A 25,239-nucleotide genomic window follows, 5' to 3' on the forward strand; every position below is an offset into this window, starting at 1 on the left:
CTTCGCTCGGGCAGGATCGTGCGCAGCCGTTCCGGAGCAGGAGAAACCCATGGGCAGCATCGACGATCCGCGTGGCCGCACCAACGCCAACCTGCAGGACGCCATCGCCAGGCGCGCCGAGCAGAGCCAGGTCCAGGTCGAGGGCGAGAGCCGCGAGGCGGTCGAGCCGGTCGGCGGCACTGGCGGCGAGAGCGGCAACGGCCAGATGCGCCCGCACCATGGTTTCGGCGACCCGCGCGGACAGCAGGCGCTGGGTGAGCCGCTCGACCCCGAGGCGATCCTGCCGGTGCCGGAGAACGGTCCCACCTACCAGACCGGCGGCGTCGGGCTGGACCGCGCGCAGCACATCGAGGAGCGCAAGCGTCGCGAGAGCGGTGTGGGCTCGACCAAGGGCCAGGGCGCGGACGGGCAGGGGGGCGGGTTCGATCCGCCGCCCGGGGCGCCGACCACCGGCGGCCGCGGGCGCCCCTGATACCGGCTCGCGATTGCCGCTGAGTGGGGGTTCCGGCATCCTGTCCGCCCGACAGGAGCGGCGCGGCACGCGGCGTGTCTGTGGACCCTTGCCGGCACGCGCCAGCGTCGGCGCTGCCTTGGCATCCTCCACACGCCGGCTGCACCCGTGCCGGTGCATCGTCGAAGACCCCGAAGCCGGAGGCCCGCCATGCGTCACGACGAGTCCCTTCCCAGCACCCGCCGTCCCCTGCCGGCCGCGAACATGCGTCACGGCATCAGGCTGCCCGCGCCTTCGTGGGCAAGGGGCGGCAACACCACGAGGGTCCCGGGTGGCGTGCCGCCCATGTTCGCCAGCATGCCGCCGCATCCGGGCGGGGCGAACCGGCGGCCCGTGTCCGGCTGAGCCGAGCACGAGCGAGGCGCCGCCCCCGCGGACGACGCCCCTGCGTCGGGCTTTGCTGGCGCGCGGGGCCTGCTCCGGCGCGGCGGGCACGTAGAACCAGCAAAGGTGCGGGCGCCGCAGGGTCGTTCGGCACGAGGTAAACGATCGCGCTTTTTTTTACGGCCTCTTTATGTGGGGAGGCCGCCGCGCTATCCCTTTCTTACGAGAGCGTCCCTAAAGTGCGCGCCGGTTCAACTGGCGCTCGCTTCCATGTCCCTCCATCCCGCTCGGCCTAACCGTTTCCGGTTCACCGTCCCCCCGCATGGCCCGGTGCAGCCATGAGCGAGGAACGCAAGCGGCTCGCCGCGCTGGCGCTGGGCGCGGTGGGGGTGGTCTACGGGGACATCGGCACCAGCCCGCTGTACACGCTCAAGGAAGTGTTCGGCGAACACGGCGTGGCGGCCACGCACTCGAACGTGCTGGGCGGGCTCAGCCTGGTGTTCTGGTCGCTGCTGATCGTGGTGTCGGTCAAGTACGTGCTGTTCATCATGCGCGCCGACAACAAGGGCGAGGGCGGCATCATGGCGCTGATGGCGCTGGCGCAGCGCAGCGTGCGCGAGATGCCGCGCCTGCGCATGGCGATCGCCCTGCTGGGGATCTTCGGCGCAGCGCTGTTCTACGGTGACGGCGTGATCACGCCCGCGATCTCGGTGCTGTCGGCGGTCGAGGGCCTGCAGGTGGCCACGCCTGCGCTCGAGCAGTGGGTGGTGCCGGTGACACTGGTGGTGATCCTCGCGCTGTTCTGGCTGCAGAAGCATGGCACCGACCGCATCGGCGCGGTGTTCGGACCGGTCTGCGTGGTCTGGTTCCTGGCGCTTGCGGCGTTCGGCCTCGCCGGCATCGTGCGCCACCCCTCCGTGCTGGCGGCACTGAGTCCCGCCTACGGCGTCGACTTCTTCCTGCGCAACCGTGCCGAGGCGTTCTTCGCACTGGGTGCGGTGGTGCTGGCGGTGACCGGTACCGAGGCGCTGTACGCGGACATGGGGCATTTCGGGAAGCGGCCGATCCGGCTGGCCTGGTTCAACCTGGTGCTGCCCGCGCTGGTCATCAACTATTTCGGCCAGGGCGCGCTGGTGCTGGCCGATCCGCGCGCGCTCGCCAACCCGTTCTATCACCTGGTGCCCCGTCCCTTGCTCTATCCGACGATCGCGCTGGCCACCGCGGCCACGGTCATCGCCTCGCAGGCGGTGATCTCGGGGGCGTTCTCGATGACGCGCGAGGCGATGCAGCTCGGCTACCTGCCGCGCATGCGCGTGGTGCATACCTCGCACGAGATGTCCGGCCAGATCTTCGTCCCGTGGATCAATCGCGTGCTGCTGGTGCTGATCGTGGCGGTGGTGCTGGGATTCCGCTCGTCCAGCAACCTGGCGTCCGCCTACGGTATCGCGGTGACCGGCACGATGGTGATCACCACCCTGCTGGCGCTCGTGGTGGCGCGCTTCCGCTGGCGCTGGAGCGTGCCGGCGGTGGTGGCCACCGGCGTAGGCCTGCTCGTCGTCGACCTGGGCTTCTTCAGCGCCAACCTGGTCAAGATCGAATCCGGCGGGTGGTTTCCGCTGGCGCTCGGCTTGGGCATCTTCGCGCTGATGACGACCTGGCGGCGCGGCCGAGAGCTGGTCGTGCGCGAGATCCGCCACGGCGGACTGGCCGTGGACCCGTTCATCCGCACCATGGTCGACCATCCGCCCCCGCGCGTGCAGGGCACGGCGGTGTTCCTTACCGCCAATGCCGACGCCATTCCCCACGCGCTGCTGCACAACCTCAAGCACAACAAGGTGCTGCACGAGCGCAACGTGCTGCTGACCGTGGAGGTGCTAGAGACGCCCGTCGCCGAAGCGGAGGAGCGGTTCCAGTGGCAGGCGCTCGAGGGCGGCTTCGGCCGGCTGCTGTTCCGCTTCGGTTTCGCCGAAGACCCGGACATCCCGCGCGCGCTGGCGCTCTGCGGCCAGCGTGGGGGGCCCGGGTTCGACCTGATGGACACCACCTTCTTTCTCTCGCGCGAGACCGTGGTGGCCGCGGAGAGGCGGCCGGGCATGGCGCCCTGGCGCGACCACCTGTTTGCCTTTCTCGCCCGTAATGCGCTGCCGGCCACCGCCTTCTTCCGGATCCCCGGCAACCGGCTGATCGAGCTGGGCGCCCCGGTGGAAATCTGAGGCCGGCGCGCGCCGGATGTTCTACCGTAGGCGGGCCATGCCGAGCTTCCGCGACATGCCTCCGGGCCAGCGCTCCCGCACGATCCGCCGGATCCTGCGGGAATACGCCCTCGCGTCGCTCGCCTCGGTGCTCGCCGTGGCGCTGGCCGCCGTCGCGGATCGCTACCTCTCGGTCGCCAACCTCGCCTTCATCTTCCTCACCGCCGTGCTGGCGGTCGCCGTGCGTACGCGCATGAGCGTGGCCGTGTACGCGGCGGTGCTGTGCTCGCTCGCCTACAACTTCTTCTTCACCCCGCCGCGGCACACGCTGATGATCGCCGATGCGGACGACGTGCTGGCGGTCGGCCTGTTCCTGGTTGTCGCGCTGGTTTGCAGCCGCCTGGCGACACGGTTGGCCAGCCAGGTCGAATCCCTGCGTGGCGCGCAGGCCAGCTCGCGCGCCTTGCTGCGACTGGGCCAGCGCCTTGCGGCCTGCGAAGGCGCCGCACAGGTCCTGCAGGCCGGTGCGGCACGCCTGTCCCAGGCGCTGGAGGCACCGGTGGCGATCCTGGTGCGGGAGCCCCCCGACGGGCCTTTGCGCCTTGCCGCCGTGGCACCGGCGACCCCGGGGCTGACGGCGCAGGAGCTGGCCGACCTCGAGGCGGGGGTCCGGTCGGAGCCCGCGGCGGACGGCCCACCGACCCGGGCGGCCGGCTACCGGATCGTGCCGCTGGGCGGGGCGGAGCAACCGGCCGGCCTGGCGGCCTGGCGGCCCGCGCGCTGGGCGCGCGAGCCCGATCCCGAACGCCACCGGCTCGCCCGAGCGATGGCCCGCGACATCGGCCTCGCCCTGGAGCGGGCGCGCCTCGCCGAAGCGCTGGAGCAGGCCCGCGTGCAGGGTGAGACCGAGCGCCTGCGCAACGCGCTGTTGTCCTCGGTATCGCACGACCTCCGCTCGCCACTGGCGGCGATGATCGGCGCGGCGGGGACCCTGGCCAGCTACGAAGACCAACTGCCGCGCGAGGAGCGCCGCGAGCTGATGCAGGCGATCCTCGAGGAAGGGCAGCGCCTGGACCGTTACATCCAGAACCTGCTCGACATGACCCGGCTGGGGCACGGCACCCTGCACCTGCACCGCGACTGGATCGATGCCGGCGAAATCGTGGTCGCCGCGGTGGAACGGCTGCGCCGGTTGCAGCCGGCGCAGGCCGTGGAGATGGCGCTGCCCGCGGGCACCGTGCTGCTGTACGTGCATCCGGCGCTGATCGAGCAGGCGTTGTTCAACGTGCTGGAGAACGCCGCCCACGTTTCGCCGCCGGGAGCGCCGGTGCGCGTCGCCGTCCGCGTGGCGGGTGCCGAGCTGGAGATCCAGGTGATCGACCGTGGCCCCGGCATCCCGGAGGAGGAACGCAAGCGCATCTTCGACATGTTCTATTCGGTGGCGCGTGGCGACCGGGCCGCGCGCGGCACCGGCCTGGGCCTGTCGATCTGCCGTGGCATGATCGGTGCCCATGGCGGCAGCGTGGCCGCCCTGCCCGCGGAGGGCGGCGGCACCGTGCTGCGCCTGACCCTGCCGCTGCCCAGCGCCCCGGAGGCACCCGCATGAACGCCGCCGCACCGCGCGTGCTCGTGGTCGACGACGAGCCGCAGATACGCCGCTTCCTCGACATCGGCCTGCGTGCGGAGGGCTACCGGGTGCTGCTCGCGGCCAGCGCGGCCGAGGGCCTGGCACTCGCCGCCACTCAGTCGCCCGACCTGATCGTCCTCGACCTCGGTTTGCCCGACCGCGACGGGCAGGACATGCTTGCCGAGCTGCGGCAATGGAGCCAGGTACCCGTGCTGGTGCTGTCCGTGCGCAGCGCCGAGAGCGAGAAGGTGAGGGCGCTGGACCATGGCGCCAACGACTACGTCACCAAGCCCTTCGGCATCCAGGAACTGATGGCACGCCTGCGCGCGTTGCTGCGCAACCACGCCGCGGCCGCAGGCGGCACAGAGCCGCCGCGCTACGACGACGGCCGGCTGGCGGTGGACCTGGCGCGACGCGAGGTCGCGCTGGATGGCCGGCCGGTGGCGCTCACGCGCAAGGAATACGCCGTGCTCGCACTGCTGCTGCGCCATGCCGGCAGGGTGGTTACCCAGCAGCAGTTGCTGCGCGAGGTCTGGGGCGCCACCCACGTGCAGGACACCCATTACCTGCGCATCGTGCTGGGCCGCCTGCGCCAGAAGCTCGGCGACGACCCCGCCGCGCCGCGCTGGCTGAAGACCGAGCCGGGCGTGGGCTATCGCTTCCTCGGCTAAGCGGCCACGGCGGCGCCCGCCGGCTTGGTGTAAGTTCCGGCGGCGGCCTCGGCAAGGGGCAGGCGACCGGGCCGCGCTCGACCGAACATCGCTGGCAGCGGAGGTTTGCGCATGGGCGTTCGTCGCTTGGCATGTCTTGGGGTGGCCTGGTTGCTGGTCGCATGGGCGCCCGCCCGTGCCGACGCGCCGGCCAGTTCCGCGGTGGTCGCGGGCAAGGCCCGCTTCGAGTTCCTGACGCCCTCGCTGGTGCGGCTGGAATATGCGCCCTCGGGCCGTTTCGTCGATGCGCCCACGGCCGTGGTGCAACAGCGCGACTGGCCGCCCGTGGCGGTGCGCCGCACGCAGCGGGACGGCTGGCTGGTCATCCACACGGACGCGATGACGCTGCGCTACCGGACCGGCAGCGGTCCGTTCACGGCGGACAACCTGGAGGTGACCTGGCGCGGTCCGGGCGGCCGGGAGAGTCATTGGCACCCGGGCGAGGTGGACCGGCGCAACCTCGGCGGACTGACCTATTCGCTGGACGACCTGCGCGGGACGAACCTGCCGGCGCACGGCGACGGTACGGAAAGCCCGGTCGGCATCGTCATCCCCGGGATCGAGGTGCACCTGCAGCCGGCCAAGCCCGGCCTGCTCAGCCGCAGCGGCTGGGCCTGGATCGACGACAGCCGCACGCCGCTGTGGAACACGCGCACGCAATGGATCGAGCCGCGGCCCGACGCGCACGGCCAGGACGGCTACCTGTTCACCTACGACCACGACTACGCGCGCGTGCTGCGCGATTACGCCCGCTTGTGCGGCGCCATACCCATGGTGCCGCGCTACGTGTTCGGGCCGTGGATCACCGACTTCAACTTCGAATACTTCCCCGGCACGGCGGAGGCCGCGCGGCCGGCGTTCCGCCGCTACGGCCAGCAGGCCCTGCAGACGGAAGTCTCGCGGCTGCGCGAGGCAGGCATCCCGTTCGACACGCTGGTGCTGGACTTTGCCTGGCACAACTACGGCTGGGACGGCGGCTACGACTGGAGCCCGCTGATCCCGCAGCCGCAGGCCTTCATCGACTGGCTGCACGCGCGCGGCATCCGGCTCGCCCTCAACGACCACCCCGGCTACGCCAACACCCGGGAGAGCATCCTCTCCTTCAGCGACAGCCACGCGCCGCAGGTGCTGGAGGACCTGGGCCGGCCGCAGCCGCCCGAACCCGGCTTCGACCTGGATATCTCCGGCGGCTGGCGCTTCGCTCCCGATCCGCGCGACCAGGGGCTGGACAACCGCTGGTACGCACCGGGCTTCGACGATCGCGGCTGGAAACCGATCCGTACCGACCTGGCCTGGCAGGAACAGGGCTGGCCGGACTACCAGGGGCCGGCCTGGTACCGCACCACCGTGCGTCTGCCCGATCGCCTGCCGCCGCACCTCTACCTCTACCTGGGCGAGGTGGCGCGGGACTACCGCCTCTTCGTCGACGGCCGGGAGGTGCCGCACAGCCACGTGCAGTGGCCGCGCCGGCTGACCACGGCCGACCTGGCGCCCTATGCGAAAGGCGGGCGGAGCATCGTGGTCGCGCTGCGGGTGGAGCCGGGCAAGCGCGGCGGCGGGCTGCTGCGCGGGCCGGTGGCGCTGCGCGACGTGCCGCCGCCCGGACGGATCTGGTTCGACCTCGCCGACCGGCACCAGGCGGACGTCTTCATGCGCGACCTGCACCGGCCGCTGATGCGCCAGGGCGTGGACCTGTGGTGGGTCGACGGCGGCAGCGGCGCGGCGGACATGCCCGGCCTGAACCCGCAGCTGTGGACCAACAAGGTGTTCTACGACGACGCGCAGCAGACCACCGGCGAGCGCGCCTTCATCCTGGGCCGCTACGGCGACTGGGGCAGCCAGCGCTACCCGGGCTTCTTCACCGGCGACACCTGGTCCGAATGGCCAGTGCTGGCGTACGAAGTGGCGTTCACCGCGCGCGGCGGCAACGTCGCGGTGCCGTACATCAGCCACGACATCGGCGGCTTCCACGGCGGCAGGATCGACTTCGACCTCTACGCGCGCTGGATCGAGTTCGGCACCTTCAGCCCGCTCCTGCGCATGCACAGCGCGCACGCCAATCCGCGCGAGGGCAACCTGCGCATGCCCTGGGTCTATGGCGAGCGGGGTGTGGCGCTGATGCGCAAGTACTTCACGCTGCGCGAGCGGCTCGTGCCCTACCTCTACAGCCAGGCCTGGATCGCCCACCGCGACACGCTGCCGATCCTGCGCCCGCTGTACCTGGCCTACCCGCAGCTGGAGGAGGCCTACCGGCATCCGCACGAGTATTTCTTCGGCGAGTCGATGCTGGTGGCGCCGGTGCTCGATCCGGATGGCGAGGTTGCGATCTACCTGCCGCCGGGTACGTGGATCGACTTCTTCACTGGCAAACGTTACGTGGGCGGGCACCGCTTCAGTGCCCGCTACGCGGTGGACGAGATCCCGGTGTTCGTGCGCGAGGGCGCGATCGTGCCGGAGCAGGAGGCCGGTGCCTATTCGGATGCCGCCCCGCTGGATCCGCTGGTCGTCAGCGTGTACGGCCGGGGGCAGGGCCGCTTCGAGCTCTACGAGGACGACGGGCACTCGCTCGCCTACGAGCACGGCGACTACGCCATCACCCCGCTCGAGCACGTGACCGGTCCCGACGGCGCGCAACGGCTGGTGATCGGGCCGGCGCGCGGCCGCTTCGCCGGCCAGTTGCCGGCGCGCGGCTACGAGCTGCGCATCCACGCGGCGGTTAAGCCGCGCGAGATCACCGTCGAGGGGCGTGCGGTGGATGACTGGCGCTGGGATGCGGCAACCGCCACGGCGACCCTGCGCCTGCCCCGGCACGCCGTGCGCGAGCCGCTGACGGTAGGCTGGTGACGTGCGCGACGGCAGGCCGCGAAGGCCTGCCGTCGAAGGGGCGCGACCGGCCTTACTGGGCGGCCGGGGGCGTGTCGGTGTGGAACATCGAGGGATCCAGCGCGGCGTAGATCACCGTGCTGCCGCTCTGCTTGCCGCCGAAGAAGGCGCCCGCGCCCAGCGCGCCGCTGGCGTACTGGTCGGTGAGCGTCTGCGTGCCGAAGCTGATCCAGCTGTTCGCATTGGTCGTCACGGTATAGCCATTGAGGTTGAGCGGCTGCGCGGTGATGAACTCGATGCCGCCGTCGCTGGCGGTGCTGCCCGGCAGTACGTTGCTGAACTTGCCGCCGAGGGTGATGGTGCCGGTGCCCAGCGTCGCGGGGGCCGGCGTACCGTCGGCTTGGCCGGCCACCGTACCGAGATAGACGTAACCCGGCCAGTAGAACCTTCCGGTGCCCGTGGTAATGCTGCCGGAGGCCTGCAACACCAGGTGGGTATTGGGGATGGCCGATGGGCTCGGAGCAGACCCCGATCCGTAGATGGCGGGCGAGCTGTTGTAGACCGGAGGCACCAGGTTGACGCTGCCGTCGACGAGCAGGTTCACGGAACCCGCGCTCGAGGTATAGGTCACCGGCTTGAGCGAAAGCAGCAGTGGCGCGCGACGGGAGCGCACGGGCAGGAAGGCGTAGCGGAAGTCGGTGCCGGCAGAGGGGAGCGCGCCGACCGTGCCGGTGAAGGCGATGGTCAGGCGCGGGTCGGTGCCGGTGAACTTGAGGAAGCCGCCCGGGCCGCTGAAGACATCGCTTAGCGGTTGCCCCGAATCGCCCAGGTAGATCCAGCCGGCGGTCAGCGTGCCGTCGAGCAGCACGTTCGGGTTGGTGACACGGCCGTCGGTGGGCGCGACGGTATAGGTCGGCCCCTTGATGCTGACCATGTGGCCCGACACGGTGGCGCCGTTGGCGATGGTCACGGCATAGTCGCCGGTCATCTGGCTGCCGGCGGCGATCGTGATGTTGCCGGCCTGCGCGCCGTTGGCGTCCACGCCGAGCACATTGCTGAGAATCTTCACCTGACGCCCGTGGATGATCGCACCGCTGACCGCCAACGGCGTGGCGATGGTCAGCACGCCGTCGGTCCAGAACGTCGGCGTGTCCACGGTGGCGTTGTATCCGCCCGCGGAGCTGACGAGCTCGCCGATCGGGTTGCTGGTGGACACGTCCTGGGCGTTGGCGCCGAAGCCGGTCTGCACCTTGCCGCCCAGGTACACGTCCTGCCAGCCCTTGACCTGGAGCTTGGCGCCCTTGGCCAGCTGCAGCGTGCCGGTATTGATGAAGCTGCCGGTCGACGTGTTGGCGCCGTCGTTGTAGTGGCTGGCGCGGTTGGCGTCGATGGTCAGCTGGCCGTAGCTGGTGATGGTGCCCGTGTTGACGATCGAGTAGTAGGCACCGGGCTGGTAATACCTGTTCGAAGAGGTGCTGAGCCCGACTACGCCGACGATGCGGCCGCTGTTATTGACGCTCCCGTCGACCACTTCGATGAGCTGCGCACCGTTGATGGTGCCGGTGTTGACCAGGTCGCCGCCGCCTTTCACGGTGATGCCGTGCGAGGTAGTGAACGTGCCGTCATTGGTCAGCGCCGTGAAGGTCGTTCCGACGTCACTCGACAGGTTGCCCTGGTTCCACATCGAACCGTTGCTCGCCGGCAGGGTGAGGTTGCCCTGGTTGGTGAACAGGCCGGCGACGCTGTAGCCGTCGCTCAGCGCCAAGGTGCCGGTATTGAGGGCGGTACCCGCCGAGCTGAATCCCCCCAGGCTGCGCCCGGTGGGCAGGGCGCCTGCAGTGGTAAGCGAGGCGTTGGGGTTGTCCGTCGCACCGCTGCCGGCGCCGGCCGAGGCACGTCCAGCCGCCAGCGTGGTGCTGCCGCTGGGCCCAGTGAAGGCACCAAGGTCGACGTTGACGTTGCCACCTCCCGCGACCAGTACGGAGTTGCCGCTGATCACCGCACCCCTGGCCACCGTCACGTCCCCACCGGAGCCGTCGTAGGCGAGCGAACCGGTATTGCCGTCGAAGCCGCTGCCGCCTGCGATGAGCGTATTTCCGATCAGTGCCACATTGGCCGTGGAGGTAATCCTGGCGCCCGCGCCGACGATGATCCCGTTCCGGTTGGCGACGAAGATGCTCGTGCCGTTGCCGACCAGCTGGCCGAAGATCTGCGACGGGTTGCCCGTGCTGTCGATGTTGAGCACCGCGGCACCGTGCCCGCCGGTGCCGTCGTTGAACGTCAGTCGCGATTGCGGACCAAGGTTGAAGCCGGCGGTACGCGTGGGATTGATGTCCGTGCCGGATCCCCAGTCGATCACCGCGCTGGCGAGGCCGGGGTCGCTGGCATTGCCGATGGTAATGGTCTGCGTGCCTGCGCCGGCGACCCCGGCGCTCACATGGCCGCTGACGATACGACCCTGGCCGGGCATCTGCCGCGTGCCGATGTCGGCATGGGCCGGGACAGGGCGCAGGGCGAGCAAGATCGCTGCAGCCAACGCGGCCGCAGTCCAGCCACTCATCCGATTCATGGGGAAGATCCTCGCAGGTGTTGGGTGTGTGTTCGTGGAGCGCGCGGAGGCTATGCCTGCGCGTGTAGCGGACTCGTGAGTGGCGGAAGTGCCGTCCGCGTGCACGGGGCGTGAACGTCCGCCCCCTCAGAACCCCACTTCGAGGTAGACGAAGGCATGCGCACGTTGGCGGCGGCGCGTTTCCCAGGGAATGTGCGAGGTCAGCGGGTGCGCATAAGCCAGCAGGGCGTGCGTGTCCGGACCGGGCAGGTCCAGCGCCAGGCTGGCTCCCGCGTCGGTGAGCGTCTGCCGCCCCGGATTGCCGGTGGCCTCGTTGTAGCGCGAGGCGCCCTGCTCGGCGAACGCGAGCGCACGCAGCCGCCACGTGCCGATGCCCCATACCGGTGCTTCCAGGGTGAGGCGCTCCAGGAAGCCCCTGTCGCCAGCCAAGGTACCGGGCAGCCAGGCGGCCAACGCATTGACCCCGCCGAGGACCCATTGTTCGTACGAGGGCAATGTATCCGGTGTGGCCTGGCCGCTGAGTTCGAGTCGCAGGCCGTAACCCTTCGCGAGGGCCTGGTCGAGGCTGACCCGCGCGGTGAAGATGTGGAAGTCCGCGGTCGGTGCGCCCGTGCCGTTGTAGAAGCCTCCCGCGCCCCCTGGTCCGCCCAGCTTCGAGCCCAGCGCGAGGGCCAGGCTCGCGGGACGCCCGCCGACGCCACCCAGTTGCCAGGAGGCCTGGGTGCCGAGGTCGACGACCTGGTAGCGCTGATCCCGCAAGGCGTAGGCACCGGCAAAGACCGTCTCCCTGTCGTGGACGCGGTGCAGGCCTTCGGACAGGGTCCAGCGCCGCGCCTCGTCGGCAAAGAGCAATTGGGTGGCTCCCCCACCGAACACGCTCACGTTGCCGGCCGGATCGAGCGGCGCGAAGGCCACGCCCAGGCGGTAGCGTGTCCCGATGCCGTCGAGCTGGAACCAGCCGGCAGGGGTCACGCGGGTCAGGGTTGCTCCGGTTGCTGCATAGAAGGCGCCGCGGCTGTCCGCATCGACGCCGGTGAGCGCGCGCGCATGATTCACCTGCAGCGTGTAGCCACCGTACTGCAGTTGGCCTTGCACTTGCGCCAGGTCATGGCCGGCATAGCGGTTGCCCAGGTTGCCGACGGAGAGGCTGCCGCCCGCGTGATGCTCGTGGGCCGATCGCGTGGTGTCGATCCGCAACGTGCTCGCGCCAGGCTCGGCCGCGGGCACGAAGGCGAGTTTCGCCTGCAGACCCTCGGTGGCGGCGTGCGCCTGGACCAGCAGGTCGCGGCGCACGACCTGCTCGTGTCGGACATCGTCGCGCCCGAGCAGACCGGCAAAGTACGCCGCAAGGTCGGTAGGGCCTTCGACGTGCGCCAGTCGGCCTTGCACCACGTTCACCTTGACCTCCCGCCCCTGTACCTGGGCCACGACCGCCACGAGGAAGTAGCCCCTGTCTGCGTAGGCCCGCTTCAGGGCGCCGATCGCCTCCGTCGGGGTCGCGCCGCGCTTCAGCGCCGAGCGCACGTCGGCCGGTTCCAGCAAGTGGTTGCCTGCGACGACGTACCGATAACCGCCCTGATCCACGAGAAGCGGCGCGGGGGCCGGGACCAGGGGAGGCCGCACCGGCACCGCGACGGCACCGGCCATGGCGAGCAAGGACGCAAGCAGGGTGGCGGACATGGGCGGCTCCGGCAGGTTTCGGGTTGACGGGGCCGGGGCACGTGTCCGGCGGGCGCGGATTCTACCCATGCGGAATGTGAGCGTAATGCGGAGCCCGGTTGCCCGAGAGACCGGTTGCCAAAAAAAAGGCCCCGCGGGTGCGGGGCCTTTCGGGTCCTTCGAATCAGGACACGTTCGGTTCGCTGAAGGCCTCGATCTCTTCCTTGAAGTCGTTGATCGGCACGCAACTGCAGAACACGTTCTTGTCCCCGTAGATGTTGTCCACGCGGGCCACCGGCGACCAGTACTTCTGCAGCTTCAGGCTGGGCAGCGGGAAGGCCGCCAGTTCACGCGGGTAGGCGTGGGTCCACTCCGTCGCCGAGACCTGGGTAGCGGTGTGCGGGGCGTGCTTGAGCGGGTTGTCCTCGCGGTCCAGGCGGCCGTCCTCCACCGCGCGGATCTCGTCGCGGATCTGGATCATCGCGTCGATGAAGCGGTCCAGCTCGTGCAGCGATTCGGACTCGGTCGGCTCGACCATCAGGGTGCCCGCAACCGGGAAGCTCAGGGTCGGCGCGTGGAAGCCGAAGTCGATCAGGCGCTTGGCGACGTCCTCGGCGCTGATGCCGGTCGAATCCTTGAGTGGACGCAGGTCGAGGATGCACTCGTGCGCCACCAGGCCGTTGCGGCCGGTGTAGAGCGTCGCGTAGTGTGGCGCCAGGCGCCTGGCGATGTAGTTGGCGTTGAGCAGCGCGACCTGGGTGGCGCGGCGCAGGCCCTCGCGGCCCATCAGCGTGATGTACATCCAGCTGATCGGCAGGATCGAGGCCGAGCCGAAGCTCGCCGCCGAGACCATGCCCACCGGCGTGTCCTCGCCCAGCTTGCGCGGCAGGAACGGCGCCAGGTGCGACTTGACCGCACACGGGCCCACGCCCGGACCGCCACCGCCGTGCGGGATGCAGAAGGTCTTGTGCAGGTTGAGGTGCGAGACGTCCGAGCCCCACTTGCCGGGCTTGGCCAGGCCGACCAGCGCATTCATGTTGGCGCCGTCGGTGTACACCTGGCCGCCGTGCTGGTGGACGATGTCGCAGATGGCGACGATGTCCTCCTCGAACACGCCGTGCGTGGACGGGTAGGTGATCATCAGCGCGGCGAGGCGGTCGGAATACTTCTCCGCGTTGCGGCGGATGTCCTCGACGTCCACGTTGCCGTTGGCGTCGCACTTGGTCACCACCACCTGCATGCCGCACATCTGCGCGGAGGCCGGGTTGGTGCCGTGGGCGGATTCGGGGATCAGGCAGACATCGCGATGGCCTTCGCCGCGCGAGCGGTGGTAGGCACGGATCGCGAGCAGGCCGGCGTATTCGCCCTGCGCGCCGGAATTCGGCTGCAGGCTCACCGCGTCGTAGCCGGTGCACTCGACCAGCATCGCCTCCAGCTCGTCAATCAGCTGCTTGTAGCCCTGGGCCTGCTCGGCCGGCGCCAGCGGGTGGATGTTGGCGAACTCGGGCCAGGTCACCGGGATCATCTCCGCGGTGGCGTTGAGCTTCATGGTGCACGAGCCCAGCGGGATCATGGTGCGGTCCAGCGCCAGGTCCTTGTCCGCCAGCGAGCGCATGTAGCGCAGCAGCTCGTGCTCGCTGTGGTGGGTGTTGAATACCGGGTGGGTGAGGAACGGGCTCTTGCGCGCCAGCGCGGCGGGCAGGGCGTCCGGGGTGCCGGCGTCGAGCGCGTCGATGTCGGCGATGCCGGCGCCGAACAGGCCGGCCAGCGCGGCCACGTCGGCGCGCGTGGTGGTCTCGTCGAGGCTGATGCCGAGGCTGCTGCCGTCGATGCGGCGCAGGTTGATGCGCGCGGCCCTGGCCTTGGCATGGATCGCCTCGGCATCGACCCCGGTCACGTGCAACGTGTCGAAGAAATCCTTGCCCACGGCGATGCCGGCCTGGCGCAGCGCGGCGGCCAGGATGGCGGCCAGACGGTGCGTGCGGCGGGCGATGCGGGTGAGACCCTCGGGGCCGTGGTAGACGGCGTACATGCTGGCCATCACCGCCAGCAGCACCTGCGCCGTGCAGATGTTTGAGGTCGCCTTCTCGCGGCGGATGTGCTGCTCACGGGTCTGCAGGGTCAGGCGGTAGGCCGTCTTGCCCTCGGCATCGATCGATACGCCGATCAGGCGGCCGGGCATCGAGCGCTTGTACGCATCGCGGCAGGCCATGAAGGCCGCGTGCGGGCCGCCGAAGCCGAACGGCACGCCGAAACGCTGGCTGTTGCCCACCACGATATCCGCGCCCCATTCGCCCGGGGCGGCGATCAGGGTCAACGCCAGCAGGTCGGTGGCCACGGTGACCAGCGCGCCGCGCGCGTGCACGGCCTCGGCCAGCGCCTTGTAGTCGCCGATGTGGCCGAAGGTGTCCGGGTACTGCAGCAGCACGCCGTAGCTGTCGACCGTGGCGGCCTCGGCGTCGGGGCCCACGTGCAGTTCGATGCCCATCGCCTCGGCGCGGGTCTTCAGCACCTCCAGCGTCTGCGGGTGCACGCCGCTGGAGACGAAGAACACGTTCGACCTGGACTTGGCCGAGCGCTTGGCCAGCGTCATCGCCTCGGCCGCCGCGGTGCCCTCGTCCAGCAGCGAGGCGTTGGCGATCTCCATCCCGGTGAGGTCCGCGCACAGCGTCTGGAAGTTGATCAGCGCTTCCATGCGGCCCTGCGAGATCTCGGCCTGGTAGGGTGTATAGGCCGTGTACCAGGCCGGGTTCTCCAGGATGTTGCGCAGGATGACGTTGGGCGTGTGGGTGCCGTAGTAGCCCTGGCCGATGAAGCTCCTGAACACCTGGTTCCTGTCGGCGATCGCGCGGATCTTGGCGAGCGCCTCGACCTCGGTCAGCGCCGGCGGCAGGTCGAGCGGCGCGGACGACTTGATCTTGCTGGGCACGATCGCGTCGGTCATGGCTTCCAGCGAGTCGTAGCCGATCACGCGCAGCATGCGCGCGATCTCGGCGTCGTTGGGGCCGATGTGGCGCTCGATGAAGGCGTCGTGGTGTTCCAGGTCGCGCAGCGAAGGGGTCTTGGTCTGGCTCATGACGGGCGTCCGAAGGTGATCGTGCGTGCCGCACGCGGGGCGCCCCTCTGTCCTTTTGCCTGAGAGTTTGGAAGCTGCTCGTCGGGTGACGGTCGCTTCGTGCCCCTTCGGCGGCGGATCGAACCGCTCTCTCCAGAGTTTGCGCACGCGACGGTATCGGGCCTGAGCGATTACGGGCGTTGCGTCTTCGGCAGCGGGCTGTTCCCCGCTTCTCCCGCCGCGTGCGAAGCGGCGATTATACCGCCCCGGCGGGCCCGTACGATGGCATCATCGGAACCCGTGTCGCCCGTTCATCCAGGAGCTTGCCATGCCCCCGTTCCGAGTCCAGCGGATCGACCACGTAGTGCTGCGCGTGCACGACCTGGCCGGCATGCAGGCGTTCTACTGCGAGGTGCTCGGCTGCCGCGAAGAGCGTCGACAGGACGAGATCGGCCTGGTGCAACTGCGCGCGGGCGACTCGCTGATCGACCTGGTCAGCCTGGACGGCAAGCTGGGCCGCCTGGGTGGCGCCGGGCCCGGCACGGAGGGCCATAACATGGACCACCTGTGCCTGAGCGTGGACGGCTACGACGAGGCGGCCATCGTGGCCCACCTGGAGGCGCACGGCGTGCGCGTGGGCGAGATCGGCTCGCGCTACGGCGCGCAGGGCGAGGGACCGTCCATCTACTGCTACGACCCGCAGGGCAACATGGTGGAGCTCAAGGGCCCGCCTGCCGCCTGAGCCCCGAGCTGTTTCGCAGAGGCGAGCTTGCCGGCGACGTCGCGGAGCGGATTGGATCGCTGCACCGAGGCGCAAACGAGCGGCAACGAAAAAGCCCGCCTTGCGGCGGGCTTCGTCTAGAATCCGTTGGTGCCCAGGAGAGGACTCGAACCTCCACGGTTTTACCCGCTAGTACCTGAAACTAGTGCGTCTACCAATTCCGCCACCTGGGCAGGTGGATCGCGTCGCCGTGTGGGCTGCGCGAGCCGCGTAGAGTAGGCATCTCCCCCGAGCTTGTCAACAGTTCGTTGATAGGAATTTCATTGCGGCGCGCGGCATGCTGCGCGCGGCATCATCACAAGGCGATTTCGTGAGAAAGAACAACACCCCGCGCGGCAAGTCCGGTTCATCCACCCAGGCGCCGCGGGCGCGCAAGCGTACGCAGGCGCAGCGTTCGGAACCATCGACCGGCAAGACATCCGGCGCGCGCGATCCCTTCGCAGGGCGCGAGGCCGAGCGCTACGAGCGGCCGATCCCCAGCCGCGAGGCGATCCTGGCGTTGCTGGACGAGCGTGGCGAAATGCTCAGCGAGGCGCGCATCGCCGAGGCGCTGGGACTCGATGACGAGTACGAGATCGGCGCGCTGCGCAAGCGACTCGGTGCGATGGTGCGCGACGGCCAGCTGCTGCAGGGCCGGCGCGGCGACTTCGCGCCGGTGCGCAAGCTGGACCTGATCCCCGGCGTGGTACTGGCCAATGCCGAAGGCTACGGCTTCCTGCGTCCCGATGACGGCGGCGAGGACCTGTACCTCTCGCCGCAGCAGATGCGTTCGGTGCTGCACGGCGACCGCGTGCTGGCCAGCGTGGTCGGCATCGACCGCCGCGGCCGCCGCCAGGGCGCCATCGCCGAGATTCTGCAGCGGCGCCCGCCGCGGCTGGTCGGCCGCGTGGTGGTCGAGAACGGCGTGATGGTGGTGGCGCCGGACGACCGGCGCCTGCACCAGGACGTGATGATCCCGCCGGGCCACGAGCAGGGCGCGCGCGACGGGCAGATCGTGGTGGCGGAGATCACCGATCCGCCGACGCCGCACCGCGGCCCGCTGGGCCAGGTCGTTTCCGTGCTGGGCGAGCGGCTGCAGCCGTCGCTGCTGGTGGAGATGGCGATCGCCAGCTACGACCTTCCGCACGAATGGCCGCCGGAGGTGCTGCGCGAGGCGGAGGAGGTGGAACCGCAGGTGACCGCGGCCGAGCGCCAGGGTCGTGTGGACCTGCGCAAGCTGCCGCTGGTGACCATCGACGGCGCCGACGCACGCGACTTCGACGACGCGGTATACGCCGAGCCCCGCCGCGGCGGCGGCTGGCGGCTGGTGGTGGCGATCGCCGACGTCTCGCACTACGTGCCGGTCGGTGGCGCTCTGGATCGCGAGGCGTACGAGCGCAGCACCTCGACCTACTTCCCGGGCTTCGTCGTGCCGATGCTGCCCGAGACGCTGTCCAACGGCATCTGCTCGCTCAACCCCAAGGTCGAGCGGCTGTGCATGGTCTGCGACATGCAGGTCGACGCCGACGGCGAGGTAGTGCGCTCGAAGTTCTACGACGCGGTGATGCGCTCGCACGCCCGGCTCACCTACGAGCGCGTGTGGCAGGCGATCGGCCTGCTCGACTCCGACGCCCGCGAGGAGCTGGCCGACGTGCTGCCCCAGCTGGAGCACCTGCACGCGCTGTACAAGGCGATGGCCGCGCAGCGCAAGCGCCGTGGCGCGATCGACTTCGAGACGCCGGAGGTGAAGTTCCGTCTCGACCAGCGCGGCGAGGTGATGGCGATGGGCGCCACCGAGCGCAACGACGCGCACAAGCTGATCGAGGAGTGCATGATCGCCGCCAACGTGCAGGCGGCGATGTTCCTCACCAGGAAGAAGATTCCGGCGCTGTTCCGCGCACACGAGCCACCGCCGGCCGAGAAGTACGAGGACCTGCAGCAGTTCCTGCGTGAGTTCAAGCTGCGCATGCCGCCGGTGGAGGAGGTCACCCCTGGCGACTTCGCCGACATCCTGGCGCTGGTGCGCGACCGCCCGGAGCGCGAGCTGATCCAGTCGGTGCTGCTGCGCTCGCAGAGCCTGGCGGCCTACCAGCCGGAGAATCGCGGCCACTTCGGGCTGTCGCTCGATGCGTACGCGCACTTCACGTCGCCGATCCGCCGCTACCCGGACCTGCTGGTGCACCGGGCGATCCGCTACGCGCTGACCGGTGGCAAGCCGAAGGACTACGTCTACACGCCGGCCGAGATGGCGGCGATGGCGGTCCACTGCTCGCAGCGCGAACGCCGCTCGGAGGAGGCCGAGCGTGACGTCGACGAGCGCTTCAAGACCGCGTGGCTGTCCAAGCACGTGGGCAGCGAGTTCGACGGCGTGATCACCGGCGTCACTTCGTTCGGCCTGTTCGTCGAGCTGGAGGAGTCCAAGGTCTCGGGCCTGGTGCACATCAGCCAGCTCGCCAACGACTACTACCACTTCGATCCCATACGCAAACTGCTCAAGGGCGAGCGCACCGGCGGGCAGTTCCGCCTGGGCGACCATGTCCGCGTGCAGGTGCTGCGTGCCAGCATCGAGGACCGCAAGATCGATTTCCGGCTAGTGCCGCCACGCGAGCAGGCCGCCGCCCCGGCGCCGGCGCGCCGGGCCTACGACTACGCGGCCGCGGGCGACCGTTACTCCTTGCCCAAGCCGGTCGCGAAGCCGGCCGCGAAACAGCCGGGCTTCTTCGGCCGGGCCGCCGAGGCGGTAGGTCGCGCTTTCGGCCGCGGTGCCGCGCGCAAGGCGTCGTCGCCGGCGCCCGTGACAGGCGATAATCGCCCGTTCCGCTCCAAGGCCGCCAAGCAGGCGTCCGAGGCGTTGGGACGACCGGCGGTACCTGATCTGCCGGTGGAGCGAAGCAAGACACGCGGCAAGGCGTCCAAGGTGGCCTCGGAGGCCCTCGGCCGGCCGGCGGTCCCGGCGGCCGGGCGTCACGCCGATGGCGGCCAGGGCCGGTCCGTCAAGGGTCGGGGTGGCCAGGCCGCGGGCGGAGCCAAGCGCGCCAGCGTGCCGGCCCGGCCCGAGGGCAAGGGCGAGGCGGCGCCCAAGGCCACGGCCAAGCGTCCGCGCCGTCAACGCAAACCCAAGGACAAGGCATGAGCGAAAGCTGGATCGTCGGCATCAACCCGGTGGAGGGGGCGTTGGCGAACGACGCCTCGCGTGTGCGCGAGCTGCTCGTGGACGTGGCCACGGCGCAACGCAATGCGCGGATCAAGGCACTTGTCGAGCAGGCCCGCGCCCACCACATCCCGGTGCACCACCGTCCGCGCGAGCAACTGGACAAGCTGGCCGGGCAGGCGCGCCACCAGGGCATCGTCGCGCTGTACGAGCCGCCGCCGATGACCCACGAGGACGAGCTGGCCGGGCTGCTCGAGCGCGACGGCATGGAGACGCTGGTGCTCGTGCTGGACGGCGTCACCGACCCGCACAATCTGGGCGCGTGCCTGCGCTCGGCGGCCGCCGCCAGGGCCACCGCCGTGATCGTGCCGAAGGATCGCGCGGTCGGCCTGACCCCGGTGGTGCGCCGTGCCTCCGCCGGTGGTGCCGACCGGGTGCCGCTGGTCGCGGTGACCAACCTGGCCCGCACGCTGCGCGAGCTGAAGGACGCCGGCGTGTGGATCACCGGCCTGGCCGGCGACACCGAGACCTCGCTCTACGAGGTCGACTTCCGCGGGCCGGTGGCGCTGGTGCTGGGCAGCGAGGGCGAGGGCATGCGCCGGCTCACCCGCGAGCTGTGCGACTTCGTGGCGAAGATCCCGATGCCGGGCACGATGGAAAGCCTCAACGTCTCGGTGGCCACCGGCGTGGCGCTGTTCGAGGCGTTGCGCCAGCGGAGTGTCCCGCGGTGAGCACGCTGCAATGGCACGACTGGGCCGGTTTCGTCGGTGTGTTGCTGGTGCTGCTGGCCTTCCTTCTCCTGCAGGCGCACAAGCTGCACGGCAACGGCCTGACCTACCAGCTGATGAACGTGTTCGGCGCCCTGGGGGTCACCCTGTCGCTGCTTTTCGGCGCCTTCAACGTTTCGGCCTTCGCGCTGGAGCTGGCGTGGATGGCGATCGGCATCTTCGGCATCGTCCGCAACGCGCGGCGGCGCCGCGAGCGGCCACTCGCACCGCCCCCCGACACGTCCCCGTAGCAGCTCGCTCGCGATGCCTTTGTGCTGGGCTGCAGTGTCCGGAGCATCGCGCGCACGCGCGCTCCTGCAGGCCGGTTGCCCGTCCGGGGGAGCGATGGTTCGCCGTCACTCGCCGAGTTTGGGCATTTCCGGGTTGGAGGTGAAATCGCGCTTGGTGCGCTGCTTGTCCAGCGGCTCGCCGTAGACCTGGAACCACAGGTTCTCGGCGATGTTGGTGGCGTGGTCGCCGATGCGCTCGATGTTCTTGGCCATGAACAGCAGGTGCGTGCACGGCGTGATGTTGCGCGGATCTTCCATCATGTAGGTGAGCAGCTGGCGGAAGTAGCCGGTGTAGGCCTCGTCCAGCTCGGCGTCGCCCTTCCATACCCGGTAGCCACGCTCGGCGTCCTGCTCGGCGTAGGCGGCCAGGACTTCGCGCACCTCCGCGGCCGCCAGCTTGGCAAGGTAGCCCAGGCCGCTGGCCGGGCCGACCGGCGCCACCATCGACAGCGGGATGGAGCGTTTGGCGACGTTGGCGGCGTAGTCGCCGATGCGCTCGATGTCCGAGGCGATGCGCAGGGCGGCGAACACGTTGCGCAGGTCGCCAGCCATCGGCGCGCGCAGCGCCAGCAGGCGCACCACGTCGTGGCTGATCTCCTGCTCCAGGGCGTCGATGGCCTCGTCATTGGCCACCACGCGCTGCGCGGCACGCTCGTCGCGCCGCTCGACCACGTCGATCGCGGCTTCCAGCTGCGACGCCGCCAGTTCGCCCATGCGCACGATCTCGCCGGTCAGGCGCGCCAGCTCGCTGTCGTAGCTCTTGATGATGTGGTCTTTGGTGGAGGTCATTGGATGTCCCTTCGGGTAGGACAGGGTGTCGCGGCGTGGCCCCTCACCCCGGCCCCTCTCCCCGGCGGGGAGAAGGAGCAAGTGGATCAGCCGAAGCGGCCGGTGATGTAGTCCTCGGTCTGCTTCTTGCCGGGTTTGGTGAAGATCTTCTCGGTCTGGTCGAATTCGACCAGCTCGCCAAGGTACATGAAGGCGGTCTGGTCGGACACGCGCGCCGCCTGCTGCATGTTGTGGGTCACGATCACGATGGTGAAGCGGCTCTTGAGTTCTTCGATCAATTGCTCGATGCGGCCGGTGGCGATCGGGTCGAGCGCCGAGGTGGGCTCGTCCAGCAGCAGCACCTCGGGCTTGAGCGCGATGGCGCGGGCGATGCACAGGCGCTGCTGCTGGCCGCCGGAGAGGCCCAGCGCGTTCGCCTTCAGCTTGTCCTTCACCTCGTCCCACAGCGCCGCGCCACGCAGGGCCTGCTCGACCCGGGCCTCCATCTCGGCCCTGGACAGGCGCTCGTGGTGCCGGATGCCGTAGGCGACGTTCTCGAAGATGGTCATCGGGAACGGCACCGGCTTCTGGAACACCATGCCGACCTTGCCGCGCAACCGGTTCAGCGAGTAGCGCGGATCGAGGATGTTCTCGCCGTCCAGCTCGATCGACCCGGAGGCCCTGAGCCCGGGATAGATCGCGTAGATGCGGTTGAACACGCGCAGCAGCGTGGACTTGCCGCAGCCGGACGGGCCGATGATCGCCGTCACCTGCTGTTCCGGGATGTCCATGTCGATGCCCTTGAGCGCATGGAAGCCGTCGTAGTGGAAGTGCAGGTTGCGCACCTTCAGCTTCGGCTCGGTCGCCGCAGTGGCCGCCGACGGCGCCAGATGCAGGGCGGGGGCGGGATCAGTCATGGGACACCTTGGTACGGGAAAGCAGCAGGCGGGAGGCGAGGCTGAGCAGCAGCACGAACAGCGTCACCACGAAGGCGCCGGCCCAGGCGAGCGCGTGCATGGCCTCGCCCGGGTCGTTGGCGTACTGGTAGATCACCTGGGGCAGGCTGGACATCTTGTCCAGCGGATCGAGCGTCATGAAGTTGTTGCCGAACGCGGTGAACAGCAGCGGCGCGGTCTCGCCGCTGATGCGCGCGAGCGCCAGCAGCACGCCGGTGACGATGCCCGAACGGGCGGCGCGCAGCAGGATCTGCGAGGTCAGCTTCCACTGCGGCACGCCCAGCGACAGCGCCGCCTCGCGCAGGGTCGAGGGCACCAGCCGCAGCATCTCGTCGGTGGTGCGCACGATCACCGGCAGCGCGATCAGCGCCAGCGCCACGCCGCCGGCGAAGCCGGAGAAGGTGGTGTCGCCGTGGGTGAGGGCGGTGCTCGGCAGCACGATGATGGTGTAGACGAACAGGCCCATCACGATCGACGGCGCCGACAGCAGGATGTCGTTGAGGAAGCGGATGGTCTCGCCGAGGCGGGTGCGGTTGGCGTATTCGGCCAGCCAGGTGCCCGCCAGCACGCCGATCGGCGTGGCGATGGCGATACCGAGCAGGTTGATGATCAGACTGCCGACCATCGCGTTGGACAGGCCACCCTGGTCGCCGTAGGCGGTGATCCGGGTGAACAGCCTGAGGTCGAGCGCGGCGATGCCCTGGCGCAGCGTCGCCCACAGGATCCAGGCGAGGAAGGTCAGGCCGAGCAGAGTGGCGGCGGTGCCCAGCGCCAGCGCGAGCGCATTGGTGAACCGTCGGCGCAGGTAGAGCGTGTCCATCAGCGGCCCTCCCGGCTGGCCAGCCGCCGCAGCATCAGCCGCGCGATCAGCAGCACGATGAAAGTCACCACGAACAGCAGGAAGGCCAGCGCCATCAGCGCGGACTTCTGCAGGCCGACCGCCTCGCTGAACTGGTTGGCGATGGTCGACGCGATGGAGGCGCCGGGGTCGAGCAGCGAGGCGGAGAGATCCATCGCGTTGCCGAGCACGAAGGTCACCGCCATGGTCTCGCCCAGCGCGCGGCCGAGCCCGAGGAAAATGCCGCCGATCACCGCCGAGCGGGTGTACGGCAGGACGATGTCCCAGACCACTTCCCAGGTGCTGGAGCCCAGCGCATAGGCCGACTCCTTCAGGCGCGTGGGCACGGTGTGGAACACTTCGCGCATCACCGAGGAGATGAACGGAATGATCATCACCGCCAGCACGATGCCGGCGGTGAGGATGCTGGCGCCGAACGGGTAGTCGCTCGCGAACAGCTTGCCCACGAAGGGCAGGTGCGTGGCCACCCACGACGGATTGCCGTCGTCCGGGTTGTTGCCCAGGTAATTGGTCAGCCACGGCTTGATGTGCTCGGCGAAGAACGGGGCGAAGATGAACAGGCCCCACATGCCGTAGATGATCGAGGGGATGCCCGCGAGCAGCTCGATCGCCGAGGCGACCGGCGTGCGCAGCCAGCGCGGTGCCACCTCGGAGAGGTAGAGCGCGATGCCGAAGCTGACCGGAACGGCGATCAGCAGCGCGATGAACGAGGTGGCCAGCGTGCCGTACACCGGCACCAGCGCGCCGTAGTCCTGGTTGCCCGGATCCCATGCGGAGCTGACCAGGAAGTGCCAGCCGAACGTCTGGAAGGCGTCACGGCCGCCCCACAGCGTCGCGAACGCCGCGCCCAGCAGCGCGGCGAGCACGAGCAGCGCGCAGGCCTTGAGCACGCCGCTGAACAGGCGGTCGTGGCGGGCGTCGCGGGCGGCGCGCTGTTCGGGGACGTCGACGGGAAGGGCGGCTTCTGGCATGGGTCTCGGGTCGTGCGGGGAAAGCGCCCTCTCCCTGCCTTGCGGGGAGCGGGCGCTGTGCTGGTTGGGCGGATAGCCTCCCCTCACCGGGCCCTCGCCCCCGCGTGACGGGGCGAGGGCTCAAGCTGTCGGCGAGGCCGGGTCGCGCTCAGTGCTTGTATTCCGAAGCCCAGTACGCCTCGATCTTCTGCACCAGGCTCTGCGGCAGCGGCACGTAGTCCAGCTCGGACGCCGCCTGCTGGCCGTTTTCCAGCGCCCACTTGAAGAAGTCGAAGGCGACCTTGCTGTGCTCGGCGTTCTTCGGCTGCTTGTACATGATCACCCAGGTGGTCGCGGTGATCGGCCAGGCCTTGGCGCCCGGGGCGTTGGTCATGATCAGGTTGAAGTCCCTGGCGCTGGCCCAGTCGGCGGTGCCGGCGGCCGCGGCGAAGCTGTCCGCGTTGGGCGACACCACGTTGCCGGCGGCATTCTTCATGTCGACCCAGCTGATCTTGTTCTTGACGGCGTAGGCGTACTCCACGTAGCCGATCGCACCCTTGATCTGCTTGACGTACTGCGAGACGCCCTCGTTGCCCTTGCCGCCCACGCCGGTCGGCCAGTCGACGGAGGTGCCGAACTTGACCTGCGAGGCCCACTGCGGGCTGACCTTGGACAGGTAGTTGGTGAAGTTGAACGAGGTACCGGAGCCGTCGGAGCGGTGCACCACGGTGATCTTGCCTGCCGGCAGCGTCAGGCCGCTGTTCAGCGCGGCGATCTTCGGATCGTTCCAGTTCCTGATCCTGCCCAGGAAGATGTCGGCCAGCGTGGGACCGTCGAGCTTGATCTGGCCGGCCTGCACGCCGGCGATGTTGACCACCGGCACGATGCCGCCGACCACCACCGGGAACTGGCCCAGGCCGAACTTCTGCAGGTCCTCGGCCTTCATCGGCGCGTCCGAGGCGCCGAAGTCGATGGTGCCTTCCTTGATCTGCGCGATGCCGGCGCCCGAGCCCACCGACTGGTAGTTCAGCTGGTTGCCGGTCTTCTCGGCGTAGGCGGCCGACCACTTGGACAGCACCGGATAGACGAAGCTGGAACCGGCGCCGGTGATGTCGGTGGCCTGGGCGGCGTTGGCGCCCAGCAGCGTGGCGGCGGTCAGCACGGCGGCCGTACCGAGGCGGGAAACGGTAGTGGTTGCGTTCAACACGGTCAGTCCTCTCAGGTGTGCGTCACGGGCGGATTCCCGGCGGCCGCATTTGAGGTCAGGC

At 69.7% G+C, this 25,239-nt stretch carries 17 protein-coding genes, 1 tRNA gene and 2 riboswitches; of the genes, 9 read left to right on the top strand and 9 right to left on the bottom strand.

The window, feature by feature from the left end; translation table 11 throughout:
• Positions 1 to 49 precede the first annotated feature (49 nt).
• The 5 genes from WAT24_RS13075 (at position 50) to WAT24_RS13095 (ending at position 8,208) form a co-directional block, all read left to right on the top strand.
• Positions 50 to 472: a hypothetical protein gene (locus WAT24_RS13075; RefSeq protein WP_336808332.1), complete on the top strand. Its 423-nt coding sequence runs from the start codon at positions 50 to 52 to the stop codon at positions 470 to 472.
• A 701-nt stretch (positions 473 to 1,173) separates the two neighbouring features.
• Positions 1,174 to 3,048: a potassium transporter Kup gene (locus tag WAT24_RS13080; protein ID WP_336808333.1), complete on the top strand. Its 1,875-nt coding sequence runs from the start codon at positions 1,174 to 1,176 to the stop codon at positions 3,046 to 3,048.
• Between the two features lie 37 nt (positions 3,049 to 3,085).
• Entirely contained in the window at positions 3,086 to 4,633 is a 1,548-nt protein-coding gene (locus WAT24_RS13085; protein ID WP_336808334.1) for a sensor histidine kinase, read from the top strand.
• Positions 4,630 to 5,325 (top strand): response regulator, encoded by a 696-nt coding sequence (locus tag WAT24_RS13090; protein WP_336808335.1) that lies wholly within the window; start codon positions 4,630 to 4,632, stop codon positions 5,323 to 5,325. Before WAT24_RS13085 ends, WAT24_RS13090 begins: the two co-directional genes overlap by 4 nt.
• A 111-nt stretch (positions 5,326 to 5,436) precedes the next feature.
• A complete protein-coding gene (locus tag WAT24_RS13095) occupies positions 5,437 to 8,208 on the top strand; it encodes a glycoside hydrolase family 31 protein (RefSeq protein ID WP_336808336.1) in 2,772 nt (923 codons plus the stop codon).
• Between the two features lie 52 nt (positions 8,209 to 8,260).
• On the opposite strand, the gene WAT24_RS13100 is transcribed toward WAT24_RS13095, so the two are convergent.
• The 3 genes from WAT24_RS13100 to gcvP all read right to left on the bottom strand — a co-directional run bounded on the left by WAT24_RS13100 (position 8,261) and on the right by gcvP (position 15,491).
• Positions 8,261 to 10,756, bottom strand: coding sequence for a beta strand repeat-containing protein (locus WAT24_RS13100; RefSeq protein ID WP_336808337.1), 2,496 nt, complete (start codon positions 10,754 to 10,756; stop codon positions 8,261 to 8,263).
• 126 nt (positions 10,757 to 10,882) lie between these two features.
• Positions 10,883 to 12,436 carry a ShlB/FhaC/HecB family hemolysin secretion/activation protein gene (locus WAT24_RS13105; RefSeq protein ID WP_336808338.1) on the bottom strand — a complete coding sequence of 518 codons (1,554 nt, stop codon included), beginning with the start codon at positions 12,434 to 12,436 and terminating at the stop codon, positions 10,883 to 10,885.
• A gap of 163 nt (positions 12,437 to 12,599) precedes the next feature.
• Complete coding sequence (gcvP, locus tag WAT24_RS13110) at positions 12,600 to 15,491, bottom strand: aminomethyl-transferring glycine dehydrogenase (protein WP_336808339.1); 2,892 nt, start codon at positions 15,489 to 15,491, stop codon at positions 12,600 to 12,602.
• Positions 15,492 to 15,536: 45 nt separating this feature from the next.
• Positions 15,537 to 15,629: riboswitch (glycine riboswitch) on the bottom strand.
• Between the two features lie 3 nt (positions 15,630 to 15,632).
• Positions 15,633 to 15,718: riboswitch (glycine riboswitch) on the bottom strand.
• An 80-nt stretch (positions 15,719 to 15,798) separates the two neighbouring features.
• Between gcvP and WAT24_RS13115 the strand changes: the two genes are divergently transcribed.
• Positions 15,799 to 16,212, top strand: a complete 414-nt coding sequence (locus WAT24_RS13115; RefSeq protein ID WP_336808340.1) for a VOC family protein — start codon at positions 15,799 to 15,801, stop codon at positions 16,210 to 16,212.
• Positions 16,213 to 16,339: 127 nt separating this feature from the next.
• Here WAT24_RS13115 and WAT24_RS13120 read toward each other — a convergent pair.
• Positions 16,340 to 16,424: transfer RNA gene (locus tag WAT24_RS13120), tRNA-Leu, on the bottom strand.
• Between the two features lie 137 nt (positions 16,425 to 16,561).
• On the opposite strand from WAT24_RS13120, the gene rnr reads away from it, so the two are divergent.
• From rnr to WAT24_RS13135, 3 genes are read left to right on the top strand one after another with little or no spacing between them, the layout of a single operon-like run.
• Entirely contained in the window at positions 16,562 to 19,363 is a 2,802-nt protein-coding gene (gene rnr, locus WAT24_RS13125; protein WP_425605306.1) for a ribonuclease R, read from the top strand.
• Entirely contained in the window at positions 19,360 to 20,112 is a 753-nt protein-coding gene (rlmB, locus tag WAT24_RS13130) for a 23S rRNA (guanosine(2251)-2'-O)-methyltransferase RlmB (protein WP_336808342.1), read from the top strand. The genes rnr and rlmB overlap by 4 nt, the downstream gene beginning before the upstream one ends.
• Positions 20,109 to 20,399, top strand: coding sequence for a CBU_0592 family membrane protein (locus tag WAT24_RS13135; protein WP_336808343.1), 291 nt, complete (start codon positions 20,109 to 20,111; stop codon positions 20,397 to 20,399). Before rlmB ends, WAT24_RS13135 begins: the two co-directional genes overlap by 4 nt.
• A 105-nt stretch (positions 20,400 to 20,504) precedes the next feature.
• On the opposite strand, the gene phoU is transcribed toward WAT24_RS13135, so the two are convergent.
• The 5 genes from phoU to pstS form a co-directional block, all read right to left on the bottom strand.
• Complete coding sequence (gene phoU, locus WAT24_RS13140) at positions 20,505 to 21,227, bottom strand: phosphate signaling complex protein PhoU (RefSeq protein WP_336808344.1); 723 nt, start codon at positions 21,225 to 21,227, stop codon at positions 20,505 to 20,507.
• Positions 21,228 to 21,313: 86 nt separating this feature from the next.
• Complete coding sequence (gene pstB / locus WAT24_RS13145) at positions 21,314 to 22,123, bottom strand: phosphate ABC transporter ATP-binding protein PstB (RefSeq protein ID WP_336808345.1); 810 nt, start codon at positions 22,121 to 22,123, stop codon at positions 21,314 to 21,316.
• Positions 22,116 to 22,982 carry a phosphate ABC transporter permease PstA gene (pstA, locus tag WAT24_RS13150; protein WP_336808346.1) on the bottom strand — a complete coding sequence of 289 codons (867 nt, stop codon included), beginning with the start codon at positions 22,980 to 22,982 and terminating at the stop codon, positions 22,116 to 22,118. The genes pstB and pstA overlap by 8 nt, the downstream gene beginning before the upstream one ends.
• A complete protein-coding gene (gene pstC, locus WAT24_RS13155) occupies positions 22,982 to 23,992 on the bottom strand; it encodes a phosphate ABC transporter permease subunit PstC (RefSeq protein WP_336808347.1) in 1,011 nt (336 codons plus the stop codon). Before pstC ends, pstA begins: the two co-directional genes overlap by 1 nt.
• Positions 23,993 to 24,140: 148 nt before the next feature.
• Positions 24,141 to 25,175 (bottom strand): phosphate ABC transporter substrate-binding protein PstS, encoded by a 1,035-nt coding sequence (gene pstS, locus WAT24_RS13160; RefSeq protein ID WP_336808348.1) that lies wholly within the window; start codon positions 25,173 to 25,175, stop codon positions 24,141 to 24,143.
• Positions 25,176 to 25,239 lie beyond the last annotated feature (64 nt).

Source organism: Fulvimonas yonginensis, assembly GCF_037137055.1.
Taxonomy (GTDB): Bacteria; Pseudomonadota; Gammaproteobacteria; order Xanthomonadales; family Rhodanobacteraceae; genus Frateuria_A; species Frateuria_A yonginensis.

What these genes read in the sequence shown, in the direction of transcription:
- phoU (WP_336808344.1), bottom strand. Translation starts at nt 21,227, where the DNA reads ATGACCTCCACCAAAGACCACATCATCAAGAGCTACGACAGCGAGCTG.
- WAT24_RS13075 (WP_336808332.1), top strand. Translation starts at nt 50, where the DNA reads ATGGGCAGCATCGACGATCCGCGTGGCCGCACCAACGCCAACCTGCAG.
- gcvP (WP_336808339.1), bottom strand. Translation starts at nt 15,491, where the DNA reads ATGAGCCAGACCAAGACCCCTTCGCTGCGCGACCTGGAACACCACGAC.
- WAT24_RS13105 (WP_336808338.1), bottom strand. Translation starts at nt 12,436, where the DNA reads ATGTCCGCCACCCTGCTTGCGTCCTTGCTCGCCATGGCCGGTGCCGTC.
- rlmB (WP_336808342.1), top strand. Translation starts at nt 19,360, where the DNA reads ATGAGCGAAAGCTGGATCGTCGGCATCAACCCGGTGGAGGGGGCGTTG.
- WAT24_RS13080 (WP_336808333.1), top strand. Translation starts at nt 1,174, where the DNA reads ATGAGCGAGGAACGCAAGCGGCTCGCCGCGCTGGCGCTGGGCGCGGTG.
- WAT24_RS13095 (WP_336808336.1), top strand. Translation starts at nt 5,437, where the DNA reads ATGGGCGTTCGTCGCTTGGCATGTCTTGGGGTGGCCTGGTTGCTGGTC.
- pstA (WP_336808346.1), bottom strand. Translation starts at nt 22,982, where the DNA reads ATGGACACGCTCTACCTGCGCCGACGGTTCACCAATGCGCTCGCGCTG.
- WAT24_RS13115 (WP_336808340.1), top strand. Translation starts at nt 15,799, where the DNA reads ATGCCCCCGTTCCGAGTCCAGCGGATCGACCACGTAGTGCTGCGCGTG.
- pstC (WP_336808347.1), bottom strand. Translation starts at nt 23,992, where the DNA reads ATGCCAGAAGCCGCCCTTCCCGTCGACGTCCCCGAACAGCGCGCCGCC.
- WAT24_RS13100 (WP_336808337.1), bottom strand. Translation starts at nt 10,756, where the DNA reads ATGAATCGGATGAGTGGCTGGACTGCGGCCGCGTTGGCTGCAGCGATC.
- WAT24_RS13085 (WP_336808334.1), top strand. Translation starts at nt 3,086, where the DNA reads ATGCCGAGCTTCCGCGACATGCCTCCGGGCCAGCGCTCCCGCACGATC.
- pstB (WP_336808345.1), bottom strand. Translation starts at nt 22,123, where the DNA reads ATGACTGATCCCGCCCCCGCCCTGCATCTGGCGCCGTCGGCGGCCACT.
- WAT24_RS13090 (WP_336808335.1), top strand. Translation starts at nt 4,630, where the DNA reads ATGAACGCCGCCGCACCGCGCGTGCTCGTGGTCGACGACGAGCCGCAG.